This window comes from Mesorhizobium sp. B2-3-10 (assembly GCF_006442275.1).
Classification (GTDB): domain Bacteria; phylum Pseudomonadota; class Alphaproteobacteria; order Rhizobiales; family Rhizobiaceae; genus Mesorhizobium; species Mesorhizobium australicum.
In genome coordinates this window covers 587,835-611,727 of record NZ_VFVT01000002.1, presented here as the reverse complement: position 1 = coordinate 611,727, position 23,893 = coordinate 587,835, and the positions used below count along the sequence as shown (strand labels likewise).

Annotated in this window: 23 protein-coding genes; 10 read left to right on the top strand and 13 right to left on the bottom strand. The window is 63.6% G+C overall.

All coding sequences use genetic code 11. The annotated features are described in order from the left end of the window. Positions 1–136: 136 nt before the first annotated feature. From groL to FJ943_RS09610, 3 genes are all read right to left on the bottom strand, one after another. Entirely contained in the window at positions 137–1,792 is a 1,656-nt protein-coding gene (groL, locus tag FJ943_RS09620) for a chaperonin GroEL (protein WP_015318388.1), read from the bottom strand. 65 nt (positions 1,793–1,857) lie between these two features. Next, positions 1,858–2,154 carry a co-chaperone GroES gene (groES, locus tag FJ943_RS09615; RefSeq protein WP_006203049.1) on the bottom strand — a complete coding sequence of 99 codons (297 nt, stop codon included), beginning with the start codon at positions 2,152–2,154 and terminating at the stop codon, positions 1,858–1,860. Between the two features lie 164 nt (positions 2,155–2,318). After that, positions 2,319–3,329 (bottom strand): class I SAM-dependent methyltransferase, encoded by a 1,011-nt coding sequence (locus FJ943_RS09610; RefSeq protein WP_224594115.1) that lies wholly within the window; start codon positions 3,327–3,329, stop codon positions 2,319–2,321. Between FJ943_RS09610 and FJ943_RS09605 the strand changes: the two genes are divergently transcribed. Next, entirely contained in the window at positions 3,288–4,055 is a 768-nt protein-coding gene (locus FJ943_RS09605; RefSeq protein WP_224530089.1) for a hypothetical protein, read from the top strand. The two genes, FJ943_RS09610 and FJ943_RS09605, sit on opposite strands and share 42 nt — an antisense overlap. Before the next feature lie 19 nt (positions 4,056–4,074). Here the strand turns inward: FJ943_RS09605 and FJ943_RS09600 are convergent, their stop codons facing one another. Next, complete coding sequence (locus FJ943_RS09600) at positions 4,075–4,701, bottom strand: TetR/AcrR family transcriptional regulator (RefSeq protein WP_140720968.1); 627 nt, start codon at positions 4,699–4,701, stop codon at positions 4,075–4,077. A 124-nt stretch (positions 4,702–4,825) separates the two neighbouring features. On the opposite strand from FJ943_RS09600, the gene FJ943_RS09595 reads away from it, so the two are divergent. The 4 genes from FJ943_RS09595 to FJ943_RS09580 all read left to right on the top strand — a co-directional run bounded on the left by FJ943_RS09595 (position 4,826) and on the right by FJ943_RS09580 (position 9,489). Then, the gene (locus FJ943_RS09595) at positions 4,826–6,013 is read left to right on the top strand and encodes an MFS transporter (RefSeq protein ID WP_140717617.1); all 1,188 of its coding nucleotides are present in this window, start codon (positions 4,826–4,828) and stop codon (positions 6,011–6,013) included. Positions 6,014–6,018: 5 nt separating this feature from the next. Continuing rightward, entirely contained in the window at positions 6,019–7,320 is a 1,302-nt protein-coding gene (locus FJ943_RS09590; protein WP_140720965.1) for a D-arabinono-1,4-lactone oxidase, read from the top strand. Beyond that, positions 7,317–8,462, top strand: a complete 1,146-nt coding sequence (locus FJ943_RS09585) for an alanine racemase (RefSeq protein ID WP_140720962.1) — start codon at positions 7,317–7,319, stop codon at positions 8,460–8,462. Before FJ943_RS09590 ends, FJ943_RS09585 begins: the two co-directional genes overlap by 4 nt. 76 nt (positions 8,463–8,538) lie before the next feature. Continuing rightward, positions 8,539–9,489, top strand: coding sequence for a helix-turn-helix domain-containing GNAT family N-acetyltransferase (locus FJ943_RS09580; RefSeq protein WP_140720959.1), 951 nt, complete (start codon positions 8,539–8,541; stop codon positions 9,487–9,489). A gap of 7 nt (positions 9,490–9,496) precedes the next feature. Here FJ943_RS09580 and FJ943_RS09575 read toward each other — a convergent pair whose 3' ends face one another. The 6 genes from FJ943_RS09575 to FJ943_RS09550 all read right to left on the bottom strand — a co-directional run bounded on the left by FJ943_RS09575 (position 9,497) and on the right by FJ943_RS09550 (position 15,482). Continuing rightward, positions 9,497–10,330, bottom strand: coding sequence for an AraC family transcriptional regulator (locus FJ943_RS09575; protein WP_140720956.1), 834 nt, complete (start codon positions 10,328–10,330; stop codon positions 9,497–9,499). A 168-nt stretch (positions 10,331–10,498) separates the two neighbouring features. After that, positions 10,499–11,551: an ABC transporter permease gene (locus FJ943_RS09570; RefSeq protein WP_140661869.1), complete on the bottom strand. Its 1,053-nt coding sequence runs from the start codon at positions 11,549–11,551 to the stop codon at positions 10,499–10,501. Next, complete coding sequence (locus FJ943_RS09565; protein ID WP_015318378.1) at positions 11,548–12,345, bottom strand: ATP-binding cassette domain-containing protein; 798 nt, start codon at positions 12,343–12,345, stop codon at positions 11,548–11,550. The genes FJ943_RS09570 and FJ943_RS09565 overlap by 4 nt, the downstream gene beginning before the upstream one ends. Positions 12,346–12,431: 86 nt before the next feature. Further along, the gene (locus FJ943_RS09560; protein ID WP_140720953.1) at positions 12,432–13,445 is read right to left on the bottom strand and encodes a substrate-binding domain-containing protein; all 1,014 of its coding nucleotides are present in this window, start codon (positions 13,443–13,445) and stop codon (positions 12,432–12,434) included. A gap of 97 nt (positions 13,446–13,542) precedes the next feature. Beyond that, the gene (locus tag FJ943_RS09555; protein ID WP_181174526.1) at positions 13,543–14,448 is read right to left on the bottom strand and encodes a sugar phosphate isomerase/epimerase; all 906 of its coding nucleotides are present in this window, start codon (positions 14,446–14,448) and stop codon (positions 13,543–13,545) included. A gap of 2 nt (positions 14,449–14,450) precedes the next feature. Next, complete coding sequence (locus FJ943_RS09550) at positions 14,451–15,482, bottom strand: Gfo/Idh/MocA family oxidoreductase (protein ID WP_140720948.1); 1,032 nt, start codon at positions 15,480–15,482, stop codon at positions 14,451–14,453. Positions 15,483–15,650: 168 nt separating this feature from the next. On the opposite strand from FJ943_RS09550, the gene FJ943_RS09545 reads away from it, so the two are divergent. The 4 genes from FJ943_RS09545 (at position 15,651) to FJ943_RS09530 (ending at position 20,260) form a co-directional block, all read left to right on the top strand. Continuing rightward, the gene (locus FJ943_RS09545; protein WP_140720945.1) at positions 15,651–16,676 is read left to right on the top strand and encodes a LacI family DNA-binding transcriptional regulator; all 1,026 of its coding nucleotides are present in this window, start codon (positions 15,651–15,653) and stop codon (positions 16,674–16,676) included. A 90-nt stretch (positions 16,677–16,766) separates the two neighbouring features. Further along, positions 16,767–17,246, top strand: coding sequence for a MarR family transcriptional regulator (locus tag FJ943_RS09540; RefSeq protein WP_015318373.1), 480 nt, complete (start codon positions 16,767–16,769; stop codon positions 17,244–17,246). Further along, on the top strand, positions 17,243–18,421 hold the full coding sequence (locus FJ943_RS09535) for an HlyD family secretion protein (protein ID WP_140720942.1): 1,179 nt from the start codon (positions 17,243–17,245) through the stop codon (positions 18,419–18,421). The genes FJ943_RS09540 and FJ943_RS09535 overlap by 4 nt, the downstream gene beginning before the upstream one ends. A 306-nt stretch (positions 18,422–18,727) precedes the next feature. Continuing rightward, positions 18,728–20,260, top strand: coding sequence for a DHA2 family efflux MFS transporter permease subunit (locus FJ943_RS09530; protein WP_140617140.1), 1,533 nt, complete (start codon positions 18,728–18,730; stop codon positions 20,258–20,260). Positions 20,261–20,307: 47 nt separating this feature from the next. On the opposite strand, the gene FJ943_RS09525 is transcribed toward FJ943_RS09530, so the two are convergent. Then, on the bottom strand, positions 20,308–20,838 hold the full coding sequence (locus FJ943_RS09525) for a CAP domain-containing protein (protein ID WP_181174525.1): 531 nt from the start codon (positions 20,836–20,838) through the stop codon (positions 20,308–20,310). Positions 20,839–20,908: 70 nt separating this feature from the next. Continuing rightward, positions 20,909–22,132 (bottom strand): pilus assembly protein TadG-related protein, encoded by a 1,224-nt coding sequence (locus tag FJ943_RS09520; RefSeq protein WP_140721029.1) that lies wholly within the window; start codon positions 22,130–22,132, stop codon positions 20,909–20,911. 250 nt (positions 22,133–22,382) lie between these two features. Here FJ943_RS09520 and FJ943_RS09515 point away from each other — a divergent pair, with 250 nt between their 5' ends. Further along, complete coding sequence (locus tag FJ943_RS09515; RefSeq protein WP_140617139.1) at positions 22,383–23,207, top strand: DUF2189 domain-containing protein; 825 nt, start codon at positions 22,383–22,385, stop codon at positions 23,205–23,207. A gap of 4 nt (positions 23,208–23,211) precedes the next feature. Here FJ943_RS09515 and FJ943_RS09510 read toward each other — a convergent pair whose 3' ends face one another. After that, positions 23,212–23,844 carry a LysE family translocator gene (locus FJ943_RS09510; RefSeq protein WP_015318367.1) on the bottom strand — a complete coding sequence of 211 codons (633 nt, stop codon included), beginning with the start codon at positions 23,842–23,844 and terminating at the stop codon, positions 23,212–23,214. Positions 23,845–23,893 lie beyond the last annotated feature (49 nt).

Here is a 23,893-nt window from a genome sequence, read left to right as displayed (position 1 = left end):
ACTCAAGCCCGCTTGCGGGCTTGAGCAACTTGGATTCATGGGCGTGCTTTATGGACTTCTTAGAAGTCCATGCCGCCACTCAAGCCCGCTTGCGGGCTTGAGCAACTTGGATTCATGGGCGTGCTTTATGGACTTCTTAGAAGTCCATGCCGCCCATGCCGCCCATGCCGCCGCCGCCCATGCCGCCAGGCATGCCGCCGCCAGCCGAATCCTTCTTCGGAGCTTCGGCGATCATGGCTTCGGTGGTGACGAGCAGGCCGGCGACCGAGGCCGCGTCCTGGAGGGCCGTGCGCACGACCTTGACCGGATCGACGATACCCATGACGATCATGTCGCCATATTCGCCGGTCTGGGCGTTGTAGCCGAAGGTCGCGCCCTTGTTCTCAAGGATCTTGCCGGCAACGATCGAGGCTTCCGCACCAGCGTTGGCCGCGATCTGGCGGGCCGGAGCCTGCAGCGCACGACGAACGATGTTGATGCCGGCGGCCTGGTCGGCGTTGACGCCTGTCACCTTGATGTTGGCCGAAGCGCGCAGCAGGGCAACGCCACCGCCAGCAACGATGCCTTCTTCCACGGCCGCGCGGGTCGCGTTGAGGGCGTCATCGACGCGGTCCTTCTTTTCCTTGACTTCGACTTCCGTCGCACCGCCGACGCGGATCACCGCAACGCCGCCGGCGAGCTTCGCCAGACGTTCCTGCAGCTTCTCCTTGTCGTAGTCCGAGGTGGTCTCCTCGATCTGCTGCTTGATCTGGGCGACGCGGCCCTGGATCTCGGCTTTCTTACCGGCGCCGTCGACGATCGTGGTGTTCTCCTTGGAGATCGACACCTTCTTGGCACGGCCGAGCATGTTGAGGCCGACATTCTCGAGCTTGATGCCGAGGTCTTCCGAAATGACCTGGCCACCGGTCAGGATGGCGATGTCTTCCAGCATGGCCTTGCGGCGATCACCGAAGCCCGGCGCCTTGACGGCGGCGATCTTCAGGCCACCACGCAGCTTGTTGACGACCAGCGTGGCGAGCGCCTCGCCTTCGACGTCTTCCGAGATGATGAGCAGCGGCTTCGAGGTCTGCACGACGGCTTCGAGGACCGGCAGCATCGCCTGCAGGTTGGAGAGCTTCTTCTCGTGCAGGAGGATGTAGACGTCCTCCAGCTCGGCAACCATCTTGTCGGCGTTGGTCACGAAATAGGGCGAGAGATAGCCGCGGTCGAACTGCATGCCTTCGACGACTTCGAGTTCGGTCTCGGCGGTCTTGGCTTCCTCAACCGTGATGACGCCTTCGTTGCCAACCTTCTGCATCGCTTCCGCGATCATCTTGCCGACCGACTCGTCGCCATTGGCCGAGATCGTGCCGACCTGGGCAACTTCCTCGGAGGTCTTGATCTTCTTGGCGGCCTTGCCGAGAGCAGCGACCACTTCGGTGACGGCCAGATCGATGCCGCGCTTCAGGTCCATCGGGTTCATGCCGGCCGCAACCGACTTGTGGCCTTCCTGGACGATCGACTGCGCCAAAACGGTCGCGGTCGTGGTGCCGTCGCCGGCGATGTCGTTGGTCTTCGAAGCAACTTCGCGGACCATCTGCGCGCCCATGTTCTCGAACTTGTCTTCAAGCTCGATTTCCTTGGCGACGGTGACGCCGTCCTTGGTGATGCGCGGGGCGCCGAACGACTTGTCGATGACGACGTTGCGGCCCTTGGGACCGAGCGTGACCTTCACCGCGTCGGCGAGGATGTTGACGCCGCGCAGCATGCGCTCACGGGCATCGCGAGAGAATTTTACGTCTTTGGCAGCCATGTTTTAGCTCCTGGCAGGGGCTCGGATAGAGCCCGAAAAATTCAAGTTGAGGGTGAGGCCGATAATCAGCCGATGATGCCCATGATGTCGGATTCCTTCATGATCAGAAGGTCTTCGCCATTGAGCTTGACTTCGGTGCCCGACCACTTGCCGAACAGGATGCGGTCGCCGGCCTTGACGTCCAGCGGGACCAGCTTGCCAGCTTCGTCACGAGCGCCGGAGCCGACGGCGATGATCTCGCCTTCCTGCGGCTTTTCCTTCGCCGTATCCGGGATGATGATCCCGCCAGCGGTCTTGGATTCGGATTCGACCCGGCGAACGACCACGCGGTCATGAAGCGGGCGGAACTTCGACTTTGCCATTTTTTCTTCCTCGATGAGAACGGTGAGAAACAGTTCCTCCGTCCGGCGGCGCCGGACACATAGTTAGCACTCACCAAAGGCGAGTGCTAACGTGGCGCTGAAATAGGCCGCCGACCTGCCAGAGTCAAGGCGCGCGGAGCGCCTCTTGGTAGGATGGCGATGACTTATCGAAGCTTGGCCGAACCGAGCACCAGGAGCGGACAACGTTCCGCCAGGGGATAACTGCCGCTTGGCACGACGCGCACCTGGTCGAACCAACCGCGCGCCTCATCCTCCAGCATGGCCAGCGTCGCGAAGCTGTACTTCGTTTCGGAGCCCGCATAGACGTCGATCGTGTTGATGGATGCCATACTCCATCCGGTGCATGCGGCAAGGGCCTCCCGATTCGGAAACAGCTTGTCGAATGCCGCACGGATTGCTTGCACATCGACGCTGCTGTCGCAGTCGCCGGTCGTGCACGCCATGGCTATCCGCCATTTGAGCGCGTGGAAATTCTCGATTCCGCCGGCCAGGACCAGAGCTTCGATGCCGCGCAGGTCATCCGCGGTTTCCGGCCGAGCAAACACGCGGATCGCCGCACGCCGGCCAGGCTTTAGCACCCTTGCGATTTCACCGAACAGCGAACCGCGCGCGGCCTTGGTATCGACCGCCGACAGGCAGCCGTCGCCGATGACCGCGTCGAAACATTCCCGCTCGACCGGGAGGTCAAGCCAGTTGCCGGCCATCGCCCTTCGCGAGATGTTGTCGCCGGCCCATACGCCGGAAATCATGGCAGCCGATTGATCGATCGCCAACATCGATCTGCCTAGAACCGCCAGTTCAGGTGTCACCCCAAGCAGAAGTACATCGGCATTTCCGAGATCGAGTTCGCGCTCGAATATGCCGACGGTTTCCGGCGTCGGCCGGAGCGGGGCGTCCAGGAGCTTCCAGTGCCGATGATAACTGTCCCAATGATTCGTCATGCAGACCCGTTGGAGCCCAGGAAAGTCTGGCATTGATTGATTAGAGCCGCTTAATGGAAGTGGGGATGGAAGCCAAGAGGTTAGCTGGTGGCGCGCATCATTGTCATAACGCATGAGCATGACCGGTTTCTGGGTCGCCGCGGCCTTCTGCTGCGCCGGAATAGCCGTTACATGCTTTTCGATATTCTCGAGGACCTGAAGAGGCGGGGCCATTCGGTCCGGATTCAGCCTGGCCTCTCCGGACAATCCAGCGCCGATGTCGCGGTTCTGCACGTCGATGCGACAACGACACCGGCAGATTATCTCGAATATGCGCGGAGTTTTCCCTTATGCCTCAATGTCGGGGCCGCCGACATATCGAAACGGCGGGTAAGCGGAGCGCTTCTGGCCGAGGGCGACGGCTGGCTGGGCCCGGTCATCATCAAAAGCAATCTCAACAACCAGGGCATTCCGGAGACACGGCTCAATCGGCGGTCGAGGCGTGCCGGCCAACCGGCACCCTTTGCGCACGTGCCAGCCATGCCGTCCTACGAGGTCTACCAATCCCGGGACGACGTTCCCGATGGCGTCCTCGATCGCGATGATCTGGTCGTGGAAAAGTTCATCCCGGAAAAAGAACCTGACGGCTTTGCGGTGCGCTTCTGGGTGTTTTGCGGAGAGCGCGAGCGCTGCACCCGCTACGTCTCGCCAAACAGCCTGGTCAAGGCATCGGAAACGATCCGGCGCGAGCCCGCCGCTGTTCCCGACGAACTGCGCGAACGGCGGCGTGAACTCGGCTTCGACTATGGAAAATTCGATTTCGTCATGCATGAGGGCAGGGCTGTTCTCCTCGATGCCAACAAGACGCCCGGCCGCCCGCAGAACCTGGTGAAGATGTTCGCGGCCGGCGCTTCCGACCTGGCCGATGGTTTCGAAGGCCTCATCCGCCGGGCGAGATAAGGTCCCCGGTTGCCGGTCGCTAAAGAAACAGCCGCAACTGGGTGTGGATGATCGATCGGTAATCCTCGATGGTCCGGCGGCTTTCCGCTTCGCCCTGCGCAAGCGCCAGGCGCACAACGCCGCCGGCGAGCTGGAAGATCAGCAGAACCATGCGTTCGAATTGCTCGTGCTTTTCCGGCTCGAGCAAGGCGATGACGTGGTCGCAGAACATCTTGGCCTGATGCCGGGTTTCGGCGATGTCGAGATTCTTCAGCGCCTTGTCGGCCTGGATGGCGTTCTGCAGATCCTGGATGGCCGGATCGCCGGCGACCCGGCTGAGGTAGTCGTCAAGCAGCCGGTCGGACGCGGCGATGACGTCCTTGGCTTCGCGGACATCGGCGACGATCGCCGTCAATCGCGACCGGCTGACCTCCGAGAATCGCTCATAGAGCATCGCCAGGATCGCCGACTTGTTGGGGAAGTAGTGGTAGACGGTGGCGATCGGCCCGCCCGCCAGCATGCCGACCTCCTTCATGGTGACGGCATCGATGCCCTTCTCGCCGATCAGCCGCATGGTGGTCGACAGGATGGCGTCGATGCGCTCGCGGCTGCGCTCCTGCTTGGGCCTGCGCCTGGGCTCGGTGATCGTTCGACTTGCTTGCGTCATGCACCGATCTTTCGCACGAGTTCCCAAATTCCGGTTGACAAGAAATATGATCAAGTATCAGTTTCTGAAATACTGACAGAGTGTCAGCTTTTTTGCCGTGCGGCAAGGACGTTGGGAGGCGCCTATGGCTTCGACAAGCGCTGATCTTCAGGGCGAAGGCGACTGGCTGGTCGGCAATCCCAGCGGCGGGCAGCTCGCCTCGGCCCTGTGGATCGGGTCGGTCGGCCTGCTCATTCTCGGTCTGCAGCCCGTCCTGCTCGGCGCCCTCTATACCGAGGGCCATGTCAGCGGCGACGAACTGGCGTTGGTCGCCACCGCCGAGATGATCGCCATCGCGATTGGTTCGGCGATCGTCGCGATGCTGCTTTCCGCCCACAACATGCGCTGGAAAAGTGCCGTCCTCCTGCTGCTCTTGGCGCTGGCCAATGTGTGGACCGCCTATGCCGCCGGCGCCAACACGCTGATGGCGGCCCGCGCGCTGGCCGGCCTTGCCGAAGGCGGCCTTGTCGCGGTCGCCACCGAACTGATTGCCCGTTCGCGGCGCGCCGAACGCATCGGCGGCTATTTCGTCACCATGCAGACCCTGGCGCAATGCGCTCTTGCCCTGGTGCTGGCGCTCTATGTCATTCCAGCCGCCGGGTCGGCGGGCGGCTTCCTCGTTCTTGCCGTCGTCTGCGTCGCGTCGCTGGTGGTCGCCTTTGCTGTCCCCGCCGATTATGCCGATCTGCCGAAGGACGAAAACCTCGCCAATGTGCTGACGGCTTCCTCGATCACCGCGCTGTTATCGGTCTTCTGCTACTTCATGTTCTTCGGCGCCGTATGGGCCTTTCTGGAGCCGCTTGGCGCCCAATTCGGCATCGATGGCCGCACCGTCGGGCTGATCGTCTCGGCCAGCCTCGCGGCGCAGGTGCTGGGCGCGATGACGGCGACCGTGTTCGAGGCGCGCATCGACTATCGGCTTGCCATCACGGCGATCGGCCTCGTCGCGCTTGTCGCCTCGCTCGTGCTTGCCAGCGGGCCCGGCCTCACGATGTTCTGGGTCGTCGCCCTGATCATGGGTTTTATCCTGCTGTTCATCGTGCCCTACCAGATCCGGCTGGCGATCACCGCCGACGAGACCCGCACCGCCGTGCTGCTGGTGCCGGCCGCCCAGCTTTTCGGCCTGGCGATCGGACCGGTCGCGGCGTCGCTGCTCATCGACGGCAAGGAGTTTCGCCCGGTTCCCGAGTTCGCCGCCGCAAGTGCTGTCGCCAGCGTGGCGTTGCTCGGCCTGTTTGTCCTGGCGGCGCGGCGTCGCCGCGCGATTGCGTGAGCCCCATGTCGAACAGCTGGAGCAACTGGTCCGGCTTTGTCACCGCCGAGCCGCGGCTGCTTGCCAGTCCGGCAGATGCCGGCGAACTCGGCGATCTCATTCGCACCGCACCCGGCCCGGTCCGCGTCGTCGGCGCCGGTCACTCCTTCACGCCATTGGTGAAGTCCCAAGGCACCATCCTGTCGCTGGAGAAGCTGGAAGGGCTGGTTGCGCATGACGCGAAAAGACATCAGGCGCGTGTGCGGGCAGGGACGCGGCTTGGTCCGCTCATGCACATGCTGCAAGGCATCGGCCAGGGCCTGCCCAATATGGGCGACATCGACCGCCAAGCGATAGGCGGCGCCCTGGGCACGGCCACCCATGGCTCGGGGCCGACGCTGGGCGCGTATCACACACAGCTGGAAACGGTGCAGATCGTCGACGGGCTTGGCAAGGTCCGCGACTTCAAGCGGGAAGGGGATCAGGAAACGATCCATGCGATCGGCGTTGCGCTTGGCGCCTTCGGTGTGCTCAGCGAAGTGACGTTGAACAACATCGCGACCTACCGGCTGCGGCGCCGCAAATGGGTGCTGCCGATAGCCGACATGCTGCGCGATTTCGAAACGATGATGAGCGAGCACCGGTCGGCCGAATTCTACTACATCCCATTTTCAGGCTACGCGCAGTTCATCGCCAGCGACTTCAGCACCGAGGCGACCACTCCGCGCCCGACCGACGATGACGAGGGCTCCCTGCGCACGCTGCGCCGCCTGCGCACCGGGCTTGCCTGGCTGCCGTCGCTGCGCCGCAGGCTGATCCTGGGCGCGGTCGCCAAGGTGCCGGCCGAGGATTACGTGCAGGACTGGCTCAACGTCTATGCCAGCGACCGGCAGACCAGGTTCAACGAAATGGAATATCACCTTCCGTTCGAGGAGGGGCCGAAGGCGCTGGCCGAGATCATCGAACTGACCGAGAAGCATTTTCCGGAAGTCTATTTCCCGATGGAAGTGCGGTCGGTGGCATCGGATGAATTCTGGCTCTCCCCTTTCCACAAAAGGCTCACCTGTTCCATCGCCATCCACCATGACGCGGCGAACGATCCGTTGCCGTTCATGCGCGCGGCCGAGCCGATCTTCCGCAGATATGGCGGCAGGCCGCACTGGGGCAAGATGCACAGCCTGAAAGCGGCCGACCTGAAAAAGCTCTATCCGCGCTGGGACGATGCGATGGCGGTGCGCCGCGACATCGATCCGCAAAACCGCTTCGTCTCGCCCTATATGGCCGACCTGTTCGGCATCGAACCCAGTTCTTTCGGCATCCAGCCATGAAGGCGTATTTCGCCACGCTTTCGGATGCGCTGAGAGAGGCGGACATTTTCCAACCCTGCCTGCTGCTCGACCTCGATCGGCTGGATGGCAACATTGCCCTGGTGAAGAAGCGGCTTGACCCCAGTCTTGCCGTCCGTTTGGTCGACAAGTCGCTCGCTTGCCTCCCGCTGCTCTCCCATATCGGCAAGGCGCTTGGAACCCACCGCCTCATGACCTTCCATCCGCCGATCACCGAGGCGGTGCTGAAGGCGTTCCCGGATGCGGATCTGCTGTACGGCAAACCGATGCCGGTTGGCGCGGCCAGGGCGGTGCTTTGCAGAGGCGACGTGGCTTGGTCGCGGGTCTGCTGGCTGATCGATACACAGGAGAGACTGGCGGAATATGGCGCGCTCGCCGACGAACTCGGCGCCGAATTGCGCATCGCTTTCGAAATCGATGTCGGACTGCATCGCGGCGGCTTTGCCGAACCGGCGGCCCTGTCGCGGGCGCTGAATGCGCTGCCTACCCACAAAGGGCTGCGCTGCGAAGGCGTCATGGCCTATGAGGCGCATGCGCCGCACATACCCGGCCTGTTCGGTGGACCGGCCAAGGCGTTGGCGCAAGCCTCCGAACAGGCCGCCGCTTTCGTCGCGCGCCTCGGCGCCGACCAGCGCCATGTCCTGAACATTGGCGGCAGCAAGACCGCGCTGCTTCATCATGGCGGCATCGCCAATGAAGTGTCGATGGGCTCGGCCTTCGTGCTGCCCGTCGATTTCGACACGCCCGGCCTTGAGGGCTTCCAGCCGGCGGCCTTCATCGCGACGCCAATCCTGAAAGTGGTCGAGCCGATGCTGCCTGGCCCGCCGGCGGTCTCGCGCCTGCTGCAGGCGCTGGGCCGGTTTCCGCGCAAGGGCTGCTATCTCTATGGCGGCAAGTGGATGGCCGAACCGGTGTTTCCCGAAGGCATGACGACAAACGGCCTGCTTGACCTGTCTTCCAACCAGCAATTCATGGGTCTGCTCGCCCAGGCCGTCGTCAGGCCCGGCGACTATGCGTTCCTGCGGCCCACGCAGAGCGAGGCCGTGCTGCAGCACTTCGGACCGATCGCGGTGCTTTCCGGTGGCAGGATCGTCGACCGCTGGCCGGTGTTGCCGATGCTGTAAGCATCTCGGGCGCCTTCCCTAATGGCTGACTCCGTCAAGTAAATGATCGATCCTGTGCCAGCAGGAGATGACTCGAATGACAATCCACCATCAGCCAGACAAGGCTGCGCCCAACAAGGGCCTGATCGATGCGGTGCGGGCGTTCAACCGCTTCTACACCCGCCAGATCGGACTGCTCGATGAAGGGCTGCTGAAGAGCGCCTTCTCGCTGACCGAGGCACGCGTGCTCTACGAACTGGCGCATCGTGACGGACTGACCGCGACCGATCTCGGGCGCGACCTCGGTCTCGACGCCGGCTATGTCAGCCGTTTGCTGAAGAAGTTCGAGCGCCTTCACCTCATCTCCAGGGCCACGCTGACTTCGGACGCTCGGCAATCGTCGATCGCGCTGACGCCGGCGGGCAGGAACGCCTTCGCGCCGCTGAACCAGGGTTCGCACGATCAGGTCGCGGCGCTGCTCGATCGTCTGCCTGCGTCGGAGCAGGACCGGCTGGTCAAGTCCATGCGGACCGTGCAGCGTCTGCTGGACGCCGGTGCAGAGCCCAAAATCCCTTATCTGCTGCGGCCGCCGCAGGTCGGCGACATCGGCTGGATCATCCGTCGGCAAGGCATGCTCTACGCGCAGGATTATGGCTGGGACGAAACCTATGAGGCGCTGGTCGCCGAAATCCTCGCGGCGTTCGTAAAATCCTACGATCCGAAATGGGAGCGCGGCTGGATCGCCGAGCGCGAAGGCGAGGTCGTCGGCTCGGTCTTCGTCGTGCGCAAGTCGGATCAGGTGGCCAAGCTCAGGCTGCTCTATGTCGAACCTTCGGCACGGGGGCTCGGCATCGGCAAGCGCCTGGTCGAGGAATGCATCGGCTTTGCCCGCGCCAGGGGGTACAGGACGCTGACTCTATGGACCAACGATATTCTGACCGCCGCCCGGCACATCTACCAGGCGGCCGGTTTCAGGCTGATCGAGGAAGAGCCTCACCATTCCTTCGGCAAGGATCTGGTCGGCCAGAACTGGGAACTGGAGCTGTAGCAGCGCGTCATGCCTTGACGGGCACCCAGATCTCCAGCCCGCCATTGCCGGTGTGGGCATCGAATTCAGGCCCGTAGCGCTCGAATTCCGGCGCATCGGCAACCTCATGGCCGGATGCCGGCAGCCAGCTGTTCCAGATCGTATTGATCGTTCGCCGGATGGTCGAGATGTGTTCGCGATGCGTGAAAACGGCGTGTCTCTGCGCCGGCACCCGCACCCGTTGGAACTCCTTCGGCAGATCGGCGAAGTCGCGCACCTCGACGCCGACGACATAATCGAAATTGCCGGCATCGTCGCCGTTGAGGCAGACGCCGTAGAAAACGCCGGCCACTTGCCCGGGGATGTGGCCGATATGGGGAGCGAAGCGCTGCCATTGCATTGGAATGCCGGCGCTGGACTCACAACTGTAGCGCTCGCCCAGTCCGGCGATGAGGAATGGCCGGCTGGTCTCGAAGCGCGGTGGTTCAAGTGTGGTCAAAAGCGAATTGTCCATCAGGATGGGCTCCACGAGGTCGAGGGTCTCAGTCGAACCTTGCGCGCGCACCAGTTCCGGCGTGGTGCCGAACTGGTCGCGGAAGGCCCGGGTGAATGCCTCATGCGAGTTGTAGCCGGCGTCGAGCGCGACGCACAGGATGTCGGGCGCCCCGCCGGCCAGCCTGCGCGCCGCCTCGGTCAGCCGGCGCGAGCGCATGTAACCCATGACGGAGCGGCCGGTGGCGGCGCCGAAGGCGCGCGTCACATGAAAGCGCGATACGCCGCTGCTTTGGGCCACGTCGTCGAGCGTAACAGCCTCCGGCAGGTGGCTTTCGACAAACCATAGCGCCTTCTCGGTCGGGTTCATGTGTTCCTCGCATGTGGCGTCCTCACTCTGGCGCCTCGTTGCCCGGCCAGCTTGATCGAAATTGCGCATCGCGCAAATAGCGATCGGGCCCGCGCGGTGTCGTCCGCGCGGCCTGTCGTCTATCGTTGGCTCGGATGGCCGGCAATCGCCGTTGAACGGCCGGCTGGTTCAGCGGTAACGCGCCTGGTTCCATTTGTGGCCAAGCAGCGAAAGGATGATGATCAGCCCGTTGAAGAACTGGACGTAGAAGCCGCTGAGCCCAGCCGCCACGACGCCGGTTTGGATAAACGACACCGTGACGGCGCCGATCGCGCCGCCGGCCACGGTGCCGATGCCACCCCAGGTCGGCGTGCCGCCGACGAACACCGAGGCCAGCACCGGCAAGAGATAACCGTCGCCGGCGGTTGGCCACCAGGTGAAGTTGATCATTACCGAGAACGTGCCGGCGATCGCGGCCCCGATGCCGACGAAGACGAACACTTTCACCCGCACGCGCTTGACGTCGATGCCCATCTGCTGGGCACTGTCGGGATTGTCACCGACCACCTTCACCTGCGCGCCGAAGCGGTGGCGGTTATATAGCATCGCCGAAAGGACGACGAAGGCTATGGCCCAGAAGATCTGCACCGGAATGCCCAGGACCTGGCTGGAGAAGATCCTGTAGGCCCAGCTGTCGGCAAGGCTGGTCAGCGAAGTCGATCTGCCCTCATTGATGATCTGGATCAGGCCGCGCAGCAGGAAATTCATGCCGAGCGTGGCGATCAGCGACGACAGCCCGCCATAGACCACCAGCGACCCGACGAGGAAGCCGAGCAGCGTGCCGGTGACCAGCGCCGCCGCAATGCCGAGGAACGGATCGTAGCCCGCCTGCACCACCAGCGCGAAGACCCAGGAGGCAAAACCCATCGTCGCGGGAAACGACAGGTCGATCTCGCCGCAGGTGACGACGAAGACCAACGGCACGACCACGAACAGCGCCACGGGAAGCGTGGTGAGCACGGCGCTGTAGAGATACCAGGTTGTGAAGACCGTCGGGTTGGCGATCATGAAGACCGCCATCATGACGACGAACACGCCGAGCGTGCCAAGCGACGCGCGGTTGTCAAGGATGAAGCCGCGCATCCAGTGATCGGACGGGTGTTTCCACTCGTTCTGGGAACTGCCTTGGCGGGAAATGCCGGCCGACGGCTCATGCAGATCGGGCTCCATGGTCTTGCTCATCGTGCTCTCTGCTCCGCGTCGCCGGTGTCGTGCAGCCCGGCCAACCCGCCCGGATGGGCGACGTCTTCCATGAAGTTGATGAGGTCTTCGGCCGACTTGACCTCGCTGCGATCGGCGGTGAGCGCGACCTTGCCGCGATCCAGCACCACGAAGCGATCGGCGATGTCGAAGACATGATGGATGTTATGGCCGATGAACAGGATCGAGCGGCCGCTCGCCCGCACCTGGCGCACGAAATGGAAGACCTTGGCGGTCTCGGTCAGAGACAGCGCCGTCGTCGGCTCGTCGAGGACGATCAGTTCCGCCTGCTTGTAGATCGCGCGCGCGATCGCCACGCCCTGGCGTTCACCGCCCGAAAGCTGGCCGACGATCGAATGCGGCGTGAACACTTTCGAGGTGAAGCCGATCTCGCGCATCAGCCGGCTCGCCTCCTCGATTTCCTTGCCGACCTTCAGCCAGCCGAAAGGGCCGGTGAGTTCGCGGCCCATGAAGATGTTGCGGACGATCGTCTGCTGCACGGCCAGCGCCCGGTCCTGGAACACCGTTTCGATGCCGGCCTCGCGCGAACGTGCCGCATTCCATCCGGTCACCGGCTTGCCGCGGATGAGAATCTCGCCGCTGGTCGGCTTGACCACACCGGAGAGGATCTTGATCAGCGTCGACTTGCCGGCGCCGTTGTCGCCGATGAGGCCGACCACCTCGCCGCGATCGACGCTGAGATTGACCCCGCCAAGTGCGTAGACATGGCCGTAGGACTTAGCGATATCGCGCAGTTCTATGAGACGTTCGGCCATCGCATCCTCGCTTGATTGTCTGGCGCCAGCCTTCTCGCCAGCGGCCCCGCCGGCCGGGGCCTGATCCCGGCCGGCGGCTTGGGAGGTCAGCGCAGCGCCTGCTTGGCGAGTTCTGCGACGATCTCGTAATTTTCGGGCGTGACGAAACCGGCGCCGGTGTCGACGTTCATCGGCGCCAGACCCAGCACCACCTGCTGGCACAGGCTGAGGATCGGCAGATAGCCCTGCAGGAATGGCTGCTGGTCGGCCGTCAGTTGCACCCAGCCCCCCTTGAAGCCCTCGACGATCTGCGGGCTGGTGTCGAAGCCGAAGTTGAAGATGTCGCCAGGCTTTCTGCCAGCTGCCTGCATGTAGGTGGCGACATTGCCGAGCATCTGTCCGCCGGGATAGCCGACGGCCTTGACATCGGGATTGTTGAGCAGCGCTGCCGTAAGCACCGGTATCGCCAGATTGGGGTCGGAAGCCCATTCGCCGCTCGGCGGCGACGACAGCTGGATGACTTCGACGCCCGCCTCCTTCAAGGCCGCCACCGTGCCGCGCTCGCGTGCGCCGCGGCTCTCGTTCTCGAACGGGCCGATCATGATCGCCTTGTCGCCGGCCTTCAGCTTACCGAGCTTGAACGCTTCGGCGCCAAGTGCGCGGCCCTGCTGTTCCTGCTGCGCGCCGATATAGCCGCCACCGAACGCCGCCGTCACCTTCGGCACCGGGACGTTCTGGTACATCATCTTGATGCCCTCCTTATGGGCCTCGTCGGCGAGCGGCATGATCGCGGCGTCGCCCGGATGGCCCATCATGGCGATGCCCTGGGGCTTGACCGCGACCGCTTCGCGCAATTGCTGCACCATCTTCTCCGCGTCCCACTGGGAGAAGATGTAGTCGACCTTGGGTCCGAGATCTGCCGCCGCCTGCTTGGCGCCATTGTAGACGATGGTGCCGAAGGCGTCGCCCTCGGCGCCGCCGACGAAGAAGCGGATGTGGACGTCCTTGCACCATTGGGCGTCGAGCGCCTGCGCCGGCAAGGTGAAGATTGCGGCGGTAAGCGCCGTGGCCGCCGCCACGACGGCCGTGCGCAGAAGTGTCGTCCTGTTCGCGATGCTCATGCACGTTCCTCCCATTGTTTTCCTCGTCAGCCGAGGGGCCTTTGAACGATTGCTTTGGCAATGCCACTTGCGGCCGGCTCCTCCCGCCGACCGATCGTCACGCCGGATTTGGCAGGTAGCTCGCACCTCCCCGGCATAGTTTGAGATACTGCAGGGCGCGTGCCTGCCCCGTGATCTCGAGGTCGCCGCGATAGACCGGGTCGTGCCAGCCTTCGATGTCGATGGCGCCCTTGTACCCGGCCAGCCTGAGTTCACTGATCACCCTGGTCCAGTCGCTGTCGCCGAAGCCGGGCGTGCGCATCTGCACGAAGGGCAGGCGGCCGAACACGCCGTTCTCGCGGATGACGTCCCAGCGCACCGTGGCGTCCTTGCCGTGGACATGAAAGATGCGATGCGCCCATTTGCGGATCTGCGGCATCGGATCGATCAGGTAGACGAGTTGGTGGCAGGGCTCCCATTCGAGACCGAGATTGTCGTTGGGCAATTCGTTGAACATCAGCTCCCAGGCATCCGGATTGTGGGCGATGTTCCAGTCTCCGCCGGCCCAATTGCCGTCCATGGCGCAATTCTCGAAGGCGATGCGCACGCCCTTGTCGGCGGCGCGTCTGGCCAGTTCGCCCCAGACCTCGCGATAGCGCGGCAGGCTGTCGGTCAGCGGTTTCCCGCGGATGCGGCCGGTAAAACCGCTGACCAGCCTGGTGCCGAACAGATGGGCGTTGTCGATCACCGTTTTCCAGGCCTCGAGTACGCCGCGGTCGGTGTCGCCGCTCTCGAGCGGATTGCCGAACACGCCGATCGAACTGACGGTGACGTCGGCACCGCCAATCGCCTCTTCAATCTCTCCGGCGAGCCGCGGCAGATCCTTGCCGCCGAGCGTCTGCCAGAAAAAGGGCTGGATGCTCTCGAAGCCGAGCGGCAGGATTTGCCTGATATAGGCGGCCGGGTCTTCGAGATTGGCCCGCACCATGGTGCCGATCCTGATGTCGAGAAGCGGGTTCGGCATGGTCATCCCTCCTGCGATGCGATGTTCACGCGACGACCGGTCTCGGCGCTCTCGATCGCCGCGAAGACCATGGCAAGGCTCTTGATGTTGTCCGAGCCCCGTGTCTCCGGCGCGGTGCCGGTTTCCACGGCTTGCACGAAGTCGGCAATGACGCCGAGATGCCCGCCGATACGGTCGGACGGATCGAGGGGAGGCACCGTCACCAGCCCGACCTTGTCGATCAGGCCTTCGCGCTCCGGCAGCACGACTTCCGCCTTCACCTCGTCATGGCCGTCCCAGATCAGGCTGCCGCGTTCACCGACGATACGCCAGCTGCCCTCCCAACTGGTGCGAAAGCCGTCGGCGCACCAGCTGCCCCGATAGGTGAACATCCTGTTTCGGCCGAGCCCGAAAGTGGCGCTTGCCGACGACCCTTGCCGATACCAGGAATTGGCCGGCTCCCATTCCTGGCAATAGACATCGGCAGGTTCGCCGTTGACCATGTAGCGAGCGGCATCGAAGGTGTGGATCGCCATGTCGAGCAACAGCACGTGGCGCATCTCTTCGCGAAAACCGCCAAAGTGCGGCGCCACGAAAAAATCCGCGTGGATGCTGGTCGGCGCGCCGATGGCGCCTGAATCCAGAAAGCGGCGGATGCGCCGGACATTGGCGACATAGCGGCGGTTCTGAACGACGGCGTGGACGCGGCCGGCGCGCCGCGCGGCGTCGACGATGGCGCGGGCGTTGGCCGGACTGTCGGCGAGGGGCTTTTCCGTCAGCAGGTGACAGTGATGGGCAAAGGCCGAATTGGCCACCTCGCGGCGGGCGGCCGGAACGACCACATCGAATACCGCATCGGCTTTGGTCTGATCCAGAATGACGTCGAGATCGGTGCCGATCGCCGCCCCGGCGAGTTCGTATTCGCGGGCCCGCTGGCGTGCCCTGTCGGCGTCGAGGTCGACGAGACCGGCAATCCTGATTTCAGGGGACTGACGGGCGGCCTCGAGCCACGTTTTGCTCATGGCTCCGCACCCGACCAGGACGACATGCAGCATCCGGCGCTCCTCCGCCAACCCCTCCCGGTTGGCATTCACGGTTCTTCCGTAAACGTTTACGATGACACACCCGAAGGCGTAGAATGTCAACCGGATTTGTGGGCCGTTCGTCTGAGTGGCCTTGGCCGCAAGGTCCGCTAATGTTAGCGGGAACGGAGGGGATTGGTCTTGGCATCCAGCATTCACGATCTTGCGCGTCATTTGAATATTTCGATCGGCACGGTGTCGCGGGCGCTCAATGGGCGCGCCGATGTCAATGCCGAGACGCGGCAGCGCGTGCTCGATGCGGCGCGCCTACTCAACTATTCACCCAACCAGTCGGGCAGGAACCTGCGCCGGGGCACCACGCATGCCGTCGCGTTCATGCTGCAGCCCCACCCGGGTGATCAGCAATATGGCGAGCCGTTTTTCATTCCGTTCCTGAGCGGGTTGCAAGCGGCACTGGCCGAGCACGGGCTCGACCTGATCATCGTCATGGGCGCGCCCGCCGACTATCAGCAGGAGCGCCTGCGACGGGTCGTCGAGACACGCCGCGCCGATGCCGTGCTGCTGGCCTGGACCCGGCGTGAGGACGATCGCATCGACTATCTCAGCAGGGCCGGCTTTCCCTTTGCGACGCTCGGCCGAAGCCAGTCCGGTGACGAGACCTATCCCTCGCTCGACCTCGATTTCGAGAAGGCGGGCGCCGACGCAGTCGACCGCCTGGTTGCACGCGGCCACCGCCGCATCGCCGCCATCCGGCCGTCGCTCGACCTCAACTTCGGCTATCTGTTTCTTGATGGCTATCGCAAGGCGCTGCGGCGGCACGGCATCGACATCGATCCCGAGCTGATCGCCGACGGCTTCATCAACGAAGCCGGCGGCTACGCCGTGACGCCGCAAGTCATGCGCTCGAAGGATCCGCCGACAGCGATCATCTTCAACAATGACGCGATGGCGCTCGGCGGCTGCAAGGCGCTTGCCGAGATGGGGATCATGCCCGGCCAGGGCATCGCGGTGATGGTCATCGTCGATACGCCGCTCTGCCGCTATTTCTCCCCGGCGCTGACCGCTTTCCGCCCGGCATTGGAGCCGATGGGACGGCGGCTCGGCGAAATCCTGCTCGCCTCGCTGCCGGCTTTCGCCGGGCCCACGGGGCCGCAGACCATCAGGGAGGTCTGGCCGCTGGAACTGGTCGCGCGCGACAGCGATTGACCACACGCCTGTTTCCGCCATCCGCATTTGCCGGCTTTCATAGCGAAGTGGCATCTTGAATAGTAAGCACGCTTATTATATGTATCGCTCATGGTTTCAGATGGCATCGATAGATTGGGATTTTTGATCCACGACGTGCAACGCCTGATGCGCAAGCGCTTCGAGGCGCGCGCCAGCGGGCTCGGCCTGTCTTCGGCGCAATGGCGGCTTCTGGTCCGCGTTGCCAAGGAGGCGGGCGTTGCACAGGCGCGGCTCGCCGAACTGCTCGAAATCGAGCCGATCAGCGTTTCACGCCTGGTCGATCGGATGGAGGAGGGCGGCTGGATCGAACGCCGCTCCGACGCGACCGACCGGCGCGTGCGCATGATCTTCCCGACCGAGAAGGCGAATGCGGCCTATGCGGACGTCAAGAGCCTTGCTGGCGAGGTCTATGAGGAATCGCTCAGCGGCGTTTCGCCGGAAGACCGGCGCATCCTGATCCGGGCGCTGGATGTAATCGTGCAAAATCTGACGGACAGCGAAGCTTCGTCGCTTGAAAAGATCAAGAGTGCGGAAGGTGCGGCAGCATGAACGCGGTAGCCAAGGTAGAAGAAAACGCTCCCAAGGTGGAGATGGAAGCGCCGGTCCAGCCGGCATCAGCCCCGGTCGCGGTCGCTCCTCCAGTGCAACCCGCGCCGGCGCCGAAGAAGAAGCGCCGCTTCGGCCGCTTCTTCTTGATGTTCGCCTTGCCGGCGGCATTGATCATCGGCGGCGGCTATGTCTGGGTGACGGGCGGGCGCTACCAGGAAACGGAAAACGCCAATCTGCAGCAGGCCAAGGTGTCGATCGCCTCTGACACGGCCGGTCGTATCGTCCAGGTCGCCATAACGGACAACCAGACGGTCAAGCAGGGCGATCTCCTGTTCGCCATCGACCCCGAGCCCTACCGGATCGCGCTCGCCCAGGCGGACGCCGCGGTCGCTACCGCGCGTCTCAATGTCGAGCAGTTGCGCGCGGCCTATAGCCAGGCGCAGTCGCAGCAGAAGTCCGCTGCCAGCGAGGTCGACTATGCGCAGTCTCAATTCGATCGCGCCGCCGATCTTGCCCAGAAGGGCATCAACGCCAAGTCGTCGCTGGATCAGGCCAAGAACGATCTCGACAAAGCCAGGCAGCAACTGGCTGTTGCCGAGCAAGGCATCATCAGCGCCAAGGCGGCACTCGGCGGCAACCCCGACATCGAAACCGACAAGCATCCGACGGTGATGTCGGCGCTCGCGGCGCGCGACAAGGCTGCCTATGATCTGGAGCAGACCACCGTGAAGGCGCCTGCCGATGGTGTCGTCTATCAAGCCGCGTCCTTCAAGGTCGGCCAGTATGTCGGCTCCGGCACACCGTTGTTTGCGCTGGTCGAGACCGGCGACACCTGGGTCGACGCCAATTTCAAGGAAACCCAACTGACCAACATGAAGCCGGGCCAGAAGGCGGAGATCGTGGTCGATACCTATCCGGGCAGGACCTTCGAGGCGACGGTCAGGGCTATCGGTGCCGGCACCGGCGCGGACTTCTCGCTGCTGCCCGCCCAGAACGCCACCGGCAACTGGGTCAAGGTCACCCAGCGCATCCCGGTGCGCCTGGAACTGACCGACCCCGACGCCAAGGTGGCGCTGCGCACCGGCATGAGCGCCTCTGTTACGGTCGATACGGGCGTCGCGCGTGGCTGGCCGTCGATCTTCGGTCACGCTACGGCCGGCGAGCCCGCGAAGTAGTCGGCAGAAGCCCGCGGAGACCGGGCGGGTGAAAGCGAGTTGAAGGATTGGTCTGACGGGAGGGGTGGGAAGGATCAGCGTTTGGGCCGAGCCGCGTGGCTGCGGTCCAAAATCTGAAAACTTCGACACGGACCTGTCGGTCCTCAGGTTTCCGGGCGGCAGGCATCCGCTCATCAGAGACTTTCAGTCGATGTAACCCCCACATCGATAATCGCGTCCCACCGCGACGAAGGTCTCTCAACGGAAGGCTTTGCCGCCCGGAAACCCGTTGTACACGTTTCTGTTACCTTCTGGAAGTTCTGCGCCATGAGCACGTCCGAACCATTCAAAGAAGTGCCGCATCGTGGCCTGATCACGGTCGCGCTCATGCTGGCGACGGTCATGCAGGCGCTCGACACCACCATCGCCAACGTCGCGCTGCCGACCATGACCGGCGATCTCGGCGCCTCGCCCGACAACATCAACTGGGTGCTGACCTCCTACATCGTCGCCGCCGCCATCATGACGCCTGTCACCGGCTGGCTCGCCGACCGTTTCGGCCGCAAGGAGCTGTTCCTGACGGCGGTGGTCGGCTTCACCATCTTCTCGATGTTGTGCGGCCTGGCGTGGAGCCTGGAAACCATCGTGCTTTTCCGGCTGATGCAAGGTGTGTTCGGCGCCGCGATCGTGCCGCTGTCGCAGACCTTCCTGCTCGACATCAACCCCAAGGAGCGCCATGGTCAGGCGATGGCCATATGGGGCGCCGGCATCATGCTGGGACCGATCCTCGGCCCCACGCTCGGCGGCTGGCTGACCGAGAATTTCAACTGGCGCTGGGTGTTCTTCATCAACCTGCCGGTCGGCATCGTCGCCTTTCTTGGCATGGCGGCCTATTTGCCGGCGGTCGCCCGGCGGGTGCGCAGCTTCGATTTCTTCGGCTTTGCCATGATATCGCTCGGCGTCGGCGCCCTGCAGCTGATGCTCGATCGCGGTGGCGAGGTTGACTGGTTTTCCTCGGTCGAGATATGGATCGAGCTCGGTCTTTCGCTCACCGGCTTCTGGGTGTTCATCATCCACACGATGACATCGGAACATCCGTTTATCGATCCGAAGATTTTCCTCGATCGCAATTTCGTCACCGGGCTGGCGTTCATCTTCGTCATGGGCGTACTGATCCTGGCCTCGATGTCGCTGCTGCCGCCGATGCTGTCGACCATCTTCGGCTATCCGACGGTCACCATCGGCATCGTCATCGGGCCGCGCGGTGTCGGCACCATGATTTCGATGCTCGTCGTCGGGCGCATCATGGGCAAGGTCGATGCCAGGATTCTCGTCGTCATCGGTTTCCTCCTGACCGCGCAGTCGCTCTACACCATGGCAAGCTTCACCCCGCAGATGGATAACTGGCTGATCCTCAGCTCCGGCGTGATCCAGGGCCTCGGCATGGGCATGGTGTTCGTGCCGCTGTCGACGGTTGCCTTCGCCACGCTCGACGCCCGCTACCGCACCGATGCAACCTCGCTGTTCAGCCTGGTGCGAAATCTTGGCTCGTCGATCGGCGTGTCGGTCGTGACCGTGCTGCTGGTGCGCAACACCCAGATCAACCACGCCGAGCTTTCGACCTTCATCAACCCGTTCAATCCCAATCTCTGGGCGGTCTCGCCAGCAGCCGCCGGCGGCGACCCGACGGCACTGTCGCAGGTCGACCGAATGGTCAATCTGCAGGCGATGATGATCTCCTACGTCAACGACTTCAAAATCCTGATGATCATGACGCTGGCCGCCATCCCGTTCGTCTTCCTGCTGCGCAAGCCGAAAACAGCGCCGGCCGGCGGCGCGCCTGCCGCTCATATGGACTGATGTAGCGGCTGCTCGTCAGCGGATGTCCGCTGCCGGCGATGTCTTTGCTACCTGCCGAGCACCAGCGACCAGTAGCGCAGGTTGGGGTCGCGGCCGTCACGGACATAGGCAAGTCCGAAGCGGCTGAAGTCCGGATCGAGTATGTTGCGCCGGTGTCCCTGCGAGTGCATCCAGATATCGAACAGCTTCTGTTGGTCGAAGCGGCCGGCCGCGATGTTCTCGGCCGCGGCACCGTGTACGCCATTGTCCCTCATGCGCGAGGCGAAATCCTCGCCCCAGCCGGTGGTGTGGCTCATGTTTTCACGCTGCGCCATGTAGCCGGCCTGCTGCAATGCTGCTTGCTCCAACTGCGCGTCCGGGGTCAGCGGGCCGCGCCCGGCCGTGGCGCGCAGGCTTGCCAGCGTGCCGGTTGCCGAGGAGGAAACCCCGGCGCCTTGCCCTGTCGGCAGCGAGACGGTGCTGCAGGCGGCAAGCCCAAGCAAGGCCGCCAGGCCAGCCGCCTTGAGCCCAGCCGCCTTGAGCCAGCTGCGCCTGTTCAAGTTCGCGATCTGGTCGCAATCGATTTTTGAAGTGGTCATGCGTGCCTGACTCGGTCGCGATCATGGCTTTTGCCGGGCAGGCGGTTAAAAATCTCGATCGAAGCGGCCCCTAGTTCACAAGCGTGATGAGGCGGCTGGAGTACATCTCTCGATTTCCGAACACCGCCGTGCAGTCGGTCTTGATGGAAGAGTTGCCTGTCATCTGCACGGTCAAGCCAACAAGCCTCAGGCAGTCCCCCTGACCACTCATGTCCGAATTGCCGGCAAACGAAACGGCCGCGTCAGGCGCATAGACGAATCCGCTGATCGCGGAATTTGCGCCGCCATTCAGGGTCAGGGCCGAAATGTTCCCGCGGCTCTGGAAGATGGTGATGCCGGCGTAAGGCCCGCTGGTGGGCGGGGAAAGGTTCACCTTTTCATTGGCGTTTATAATGATCTGTGCCCCTTCCGTGAGGAATATGGTTACGCCCTGGCCGCTCAGGCTTCCGTTCCCGCCCGGCTTCAGGGTGACGCCGCGCAAGATGTAGACGCCCGGGTTGAGCGTGATGTTTCCTGACAATGTCTTGTCGCAATAGGTGCCGGGCGACAGCGTGTAGGTTTTGCCGTTCGGCACCGGCAGGCAAAGTGTGTAGGGGGGAGGGACGATGTCGGCCAGGGGATCGAAGGACGCATATTGATGTTCGAGCGGCGCGCCGCAGGTGAGATTGGCAGCGGGCGGAGAAAGCCCGGAAGTGCCGCCGACGGCCGATACGCAGCCCGCCGAGACCTGCGCGGAACCGCCCCTGCTGACGGCGTCGGACGCGTCCGAGTTTGCCGCGATCACGCAGTTGCTCATGGCGACATCGGTCGAGCCTTGCAGGCTCACCGCCGCCGACGCATGCGGATCGAGCGCCAGCACGCAGGCCTGCGCGCCCGGGTGCATCTTGACCGTTGCCGACCGGTGAGCTGGCCAGGGGGCAGCGCCATTGATGAAGCTCGGACGGTTGATGCCGGACGACAGCGAGATGTAATAGGCGCTCGGATCGCCGCTGGCGGTGGCCGAAAAGGCGGAAACGCTGTCTGAATATTCCTGCTGGTCGGCAATGCTCAAATTGGCTGCGAAGAATGTCAGCCCAAGCCCCTGGACATCGCTCGCGCTCATGCTGGGCAGGTATTTGGTGCCGACGGCAAGGCCAGCCGCGTCCAGCGAGTTCTGCAGTTGCGCGGCGTCATCGCTCGTGCCCGTCAGGTCGAGGGTGCCGGCGACGACTGCCATTATCGGCAGCAAGGCTACGGCGGTCGCCATGGCGAAATTGCCTCGTTCGCAAGACCAGAAGCCCTTCAACGTGAACATCGCCCCTCGCCAACCTTTGTAAAGCTCAGGTGATACGCTCTGGGTCTCTACGAGTAATTTAAGCAATAGCTAAAATGCATGGATTCTAAAATGAACTCAGTGGTTCGCCAGACGATGACCGCTCAGCAAACCTTATGAGACGCGGCGACAATCCCGGGAAGATCGGCTATTATGTCAGCGTTCTTGAAGTGGCAGCTACGGGCAGCCACCCTAGGCGGTGACCGCCCCCCGAGAAAAACGGAGGAAGGTTATGGCCGGCTTTCATGTCATGGCGGACGCGTACGGGATGCATGTGCAACCAGCGGTCCGCCGCATTTCCACGGCGGACCTCTGGGACGCGCTCAGACTTGGCGCCGATGACTTCTGGGCCAAGCCCTCGCATTACGTGTTCCTGTGCCTGATCTATCCAGTCGCCGGCCTGATCCTGACGCAGTGGACGTCCGGCTCCAACGCCATCCAGCTCGTCTATCCCTTGATGTCGGGCTTTGCCCTGGTCGGGCCGTTCGCCGCGATCGGACTCTATGAGATCAGCCGCCGGCGCGAGCTCGGCATGAACACCAACTGGCGGCATGCGCTCGATGTTCGCCATTCATCGGCGCTGCCCTCGATAGCGGTTATCGGAATCATGCTGTTCGCGCTGTTCCTGTTGTGGCTGTTCACGGCGCAGTCGATCTACACCAGCCTTTTCGGCGGCGAGCCGCCGGCTTCGGTCGGGGCCTTCCTGCGCGATGTGCTGACGACCAGCAAGGGCTGGAGGCTGATCCTTCTCGGCAACGCGGCCGGCCTGGTTTTCGCGGTGGTCGTGCTGGCGACCACGGTCGTTGCTTTTCCGCTTCTGCTCGATCGGGATGTCGGCGCCGTTTCGGCGATAGAGACCTCGGCGCGCGCGGTCATGGCAAATCCGCTGCAGATGGCGCTATGGGGCCTCATCGTCGCGGTGCTGCTGGTGATCGGCTCGATCCCGCTGTTTGCCGGTCTCGCCGTCGTCATGCCGATCCTCGGCCACGCGACCTGGCATCTCTACCGCAAGGTGGTCGAGCCGGCCCAGATCCGGCCGCCGCGCCGGCCGATGTGACGCTTCAGCGCTGCGCGTCGGTCGCCATCTTCAGCGCCAGCGCCGTCAGCACGGTTCCCATCATCCAGCGCTGGATGACCAGCCACAGCGGGCGTCCGGCGAGGAAGGTGGCGATCGAGCCGGCCGTCAGCGCGATGACGGCGTTGACGCTGAGGCTGATCGATATCTGCGTCGCGCCCAGCACCAGAAGCTGCGACAGGACATGGCCCTTGCCGGGGCTGATGAACTGCGGCAGCAGCGACAGATAGAGAACGGCCACCTTGGGATTGAGCAGATTGGTCATCAATCCCATGGCGAACAGCTTGCGCGGCCGGTCCTTCGGCAGATCGCGCACCTGGAATGGCGAGCGTCCGCCCGGTTTCACGGCCTGCCAGGCCAGCCACAAGAGGTAGAGTACGCCGGCAAAGCGCAGCACGTCATAGGCATAGGGCACCGCGATCAGCAGCGCCGTGATGCCGAACGCGGCCGACAGCACGTAGAACAGGAATCCGACCGCAACGCCGCCAAGCGAGATCAGTCCGGCCTTCGGCCCTTGCGACAGTGAGCGCGAGATCAGATAGATCATGTTCGGACCCGGCGTCAGCACCATGCCGAGGCAGACCAGCGCGAAGGCGAGATGGTTGGCGGTATCGGGCATTGTTCGTTCCCCAGCCTGCCGCGATGGATGAGAGACCATGCGAGCGGCC